This window comes from Streptococcus sp. HMSC034E03, assembly GCF_001811505.1.
Lineage (GTDB): Bacteria > Bacillota > Bacilli > Lactobacillales > Streptococcaceae > Streptococcus.
This window is the reverse complement of the sequence record NZ_KV804941.1, coordinates 1-2,310: the sequence shown is the minus strand read 5'-3', so window position 1 is coordinate 2,310 and position 2,310 is coordinate 1. Positions and strand designations below refer to the sequence as shown.

Genomic DNA, 2,310 nt, shown 5'->3' with positions numbered 1-2,310 from the left:
TTTTTTGACTCTCCAGAAGCTCCTCAGACGTCCGTAGCACGATTTTTTTATTTTGGGTGGTTAATTGTACTACTTTATCTGTAATCTGCTGTGTGAGCAAATCTGAAGCGTTCGGGAGGGAGGTGGTGGGAGCTATGGATTTTAGTCGAGCAGGAGTAGAATTGATTTGAATTTCCTGATCATCATCAAGCATATTAATTAAAGATTCTACAGAAATTTGCATGCCTTTTGCAATTTTTTCTATTGTCTCATAAGATGGAATAATGGGTTTTTTTGACTTCGGATGTTCATTCTTTTCAAGCATGGAAATGTATCCCTTTGTTAAATCGGATAATTCGCAAAAAGCATCCATCGATAACTTATGCTCTGTTCTATACGATTTTAGTAATTCTCCTAACTTCATAAAAAACTCCTTTCTATATATTGTTTAATCTATTATACATCTTTAAATAAAAAAAGTAAATTTTTTTTGTTTAACACACTTGACATTTTATGTTTAACGTGTTAAACTATAATCAAGATTAAGGAAATAACAAAAAACAAACCGAAGGGAAACATCATGAACACATTAAACGAGAAAGCCATCAACATCTTCAAAGCAGTGGTTACAGAAACCTTACTTCAAAACACATACGAGGAACGCTTCCTCTATGGTCAGCTTGAATCATTCTGGAACAACTGCCGTCAGTTCGCTTTCGGATGGACAGAGTTGGCAGAAGAGATTGGACGTCAAGAGCGTTACCTTCTCGATGCTGGTTTCACTCAAGACGAAATCGATGACATTCGCTTTGATGCAGCATTCGCAGGAATGATGGACAAAATGAATGTAGCCTGATTGGTAGCACCAGGGTTCGACTCCCTGGCAGGCTGTTGCTCTTGGAGTGAAAAAAGAGAGAAAGGAGTAGGAGAATGAGACCAAAACGATATCCGTATAGTGGACAAAAAGAGTCCGCCTTTATAGAGGCAGACCCTGAATTTGTAGAAAAACTTTTAAGAAACACTAGCTATCTTGAGAGTTTACTAGCAACCAAATTGTAAGGAGTAGAAATGGAAAAATTAAGTGTTGGCATCAGTATTTATAATATCGAGGAATTGGCTGAAGTTATTCAAGACGTTGCTAAAAAATCCGAAGAATTACAAGAAGCAATTAAACGACTTAACGAGTTCGAGTTAAAATTAAAAACCGAGTTTCTTCATAATTAGGATTTGCGCTGCAGCAGACATCATTTCTTTCCAAGTATCGAATTTTGTTTGTTCAGAAACAAAGACATCAAGAATTGATTCATCTGCTTTTTCAAATTCCTCTGCATTGGATATTTTTTCTGGGCTTGATAGCAAAAAATCATCAATGGTTGAAAAATTTGTGTGTTCAATCATGAATTCATCTGAGAAAACTTCTTTGAAAGAATATTCATGTGTACCAGCAACAGATTGAGCATTCTCTGAAAGCTGATCAAGACGGTTAGAAAAATCATCCAGTCCGTTGATTTTTAAAGTCATATTGTTAAACTCCTTTCTATTGAATTTTTGACTAAAACGGTGAGAGGTCCTAGTCAAGAATGATTATAACATAGATAACAGAAATACACAACATATTGTTAATTAAATATATTTGTTTAACAGCATATAGTGTCTGAGGTGTAAAAATGTGGGAACAATTAAACCGAATAATGCAGGAAAGAAATTTGAATGGAAATCAATTATCTAAGATGTCTGGAGTCAACCGCAGTTTCTTTTCTGATTTGAAAAGCGGAAAGGTGAAATACCTTTCCTGGCCGAACATATGCAAAATCGCTGATGCGTTGGAAATCAGCATAGATGAATTAAGATAAGGAGGTAGGAACATGCAAGGAGAACGTTTAAAAAAATGGCGTGAGACAGAGAAAATGTCTCAAGAGGAACTCGCAGAGAAGTCAAATGTTTCTCGAACAACAATACATCTGATTGAATCAGGTCAGTCGTCAACAGTAAAAATTAGAACACTTCAAAAATTAGCAGTAGTTTTTAATAAGCAAGTAAAAGATTTTTTTTAAAACAAATGTTTAACAAATTAAACAAATTAAACAAATTAAAGAAAGGAGAGTAGGATATGAACGAAAAGAAACAAAATAATGATCTCATCAAAGAAATTATTGAGAAACATTTTGAAAATATGGTTGATGATATTTTGGATCACACAGATACCTACTATGAAGCTTTAGGAGCTATTAGTAGCATCAAAGGAAGCAAGATCCCGAATATGCTTCACTTAGCTGATTGTTTGAGGCAAAATATCAGAAAACGTGCTATGCAACAAAAAACACCTAATCA

Annotated in this window: 8 protein-coding genes; 6 read left to right on the top strand and 2 right to left on the bottom strand. The window is 34.7% G+C overall.

Annotated features, from left to right (window positions below):
* A partial coding sequence (locus HMPREF2805_RS11415) for a helix-turn-helix domain-containing protein (RefSeq protein ID WP_261676116.1) occupies positions 1-403 on the bottom strand: 403 nt, incomplete at its 3' end.
* 156 nt (positions 404-559) lie between these two features.
* Here HMPREF2805_RS11415 and HMPREF2805_RS00430 point away from each other — a divergent pair.
* The 3 genes from HMPREF2805_RS00430 (at position 560) to HMPREF2805_RS11200 (ending at position 1,203) form a co-directional block, all read left to right on the top strand.
* Positions 560-835 carry a hypothetical protein gene (locus HMPREF2805_RS00430; RefSeq protein ID WP_075230980.1) on the top strand — a complete coding sequence of 92 codons (276 nt, stop codon included), beginning with the start codon at positions 560-562 and terminating at the stop codon, positions 833-835.
* 74 nt (positions 836-909) lie between these two features.
* On the top strand, positions 910-1,038 hold the full coding sequence (locus HMPREF2805_RS11410) for a hypothetical protein (protein ID WP_261676114.1): 129 nt from the start codon (positions 910-912) through the stop codon (positions 1,036-1,038).
* A 9-nt stretch (positions 1,039-1,047) separates the two neighbouring features.
* Entirely contained in the window at positions 1,048-1,203 is a 156-nt protein-coding gene (locus HMPREF2805_RS11200; protein WP_186822538.1) for a DnaJ family domain-containing protein, read from the top strand.
* Here the strand turns inward: HMPREF2805_RS11200 and HMPREF2805_RS00425 are convergent.
* On the bottom strand, positions 1,177-1,500 hold the full coding sequence (locus HMPREF2805_RS00425) for a hypothetical protein (protein ID WP_075230979.1): 324 nt from the start codon (positions 1,498-1,500) through the stop codon (positions 1,177-1,179). The two genes, HMPREF2805_RS11200 and HMPREF2805_RS00425, sit on opposite strands and share 27 nt — an antisense overlap.
* Positions 1,501-1,646: 146 nt before the next feature.
* On the opposite strand from HMPREF2805_RS00425, the gene HMPREF2805_RS00420 reads away from it, so the two are divergent.
* From HMPREF2805_RS00420 to HMPREF2805_RS00410, 3 genes are all read left to right on the top strand, one after another.
* Entirely contained in the window at positions 1,647-1,832 is a 186-nt protein-coding gene (locus HMPREF2805_RS00420; RefSeq protein WP_075230978.1) for a helix-turn-helix domain-containing protein, read from the top strand.
* A gap of 12 nt (positions 1,833-1,844) precedes the next feature.
* Complete coding sequence (locus tag HMPREF2805_RS00415; RefSeq protein WP_075230977.1) at positions 1,845-2,033, top strand: helix-turn-helix transcriptional regulator; 189 nt, start codon at positions 1,845-1,847, stop codon at positions 2,031-2,033.
* Positions 2,034-2,089: 56 nt separating this feature from the next.
* Positions 2,090-2,310, top strand: a 221-nt coding sequence (locus tag HMPREF2805_RS00410) for a hypothetical protein (protein WP_075230976.1), incomplete at its 3' end; no start/stop codon positions are given.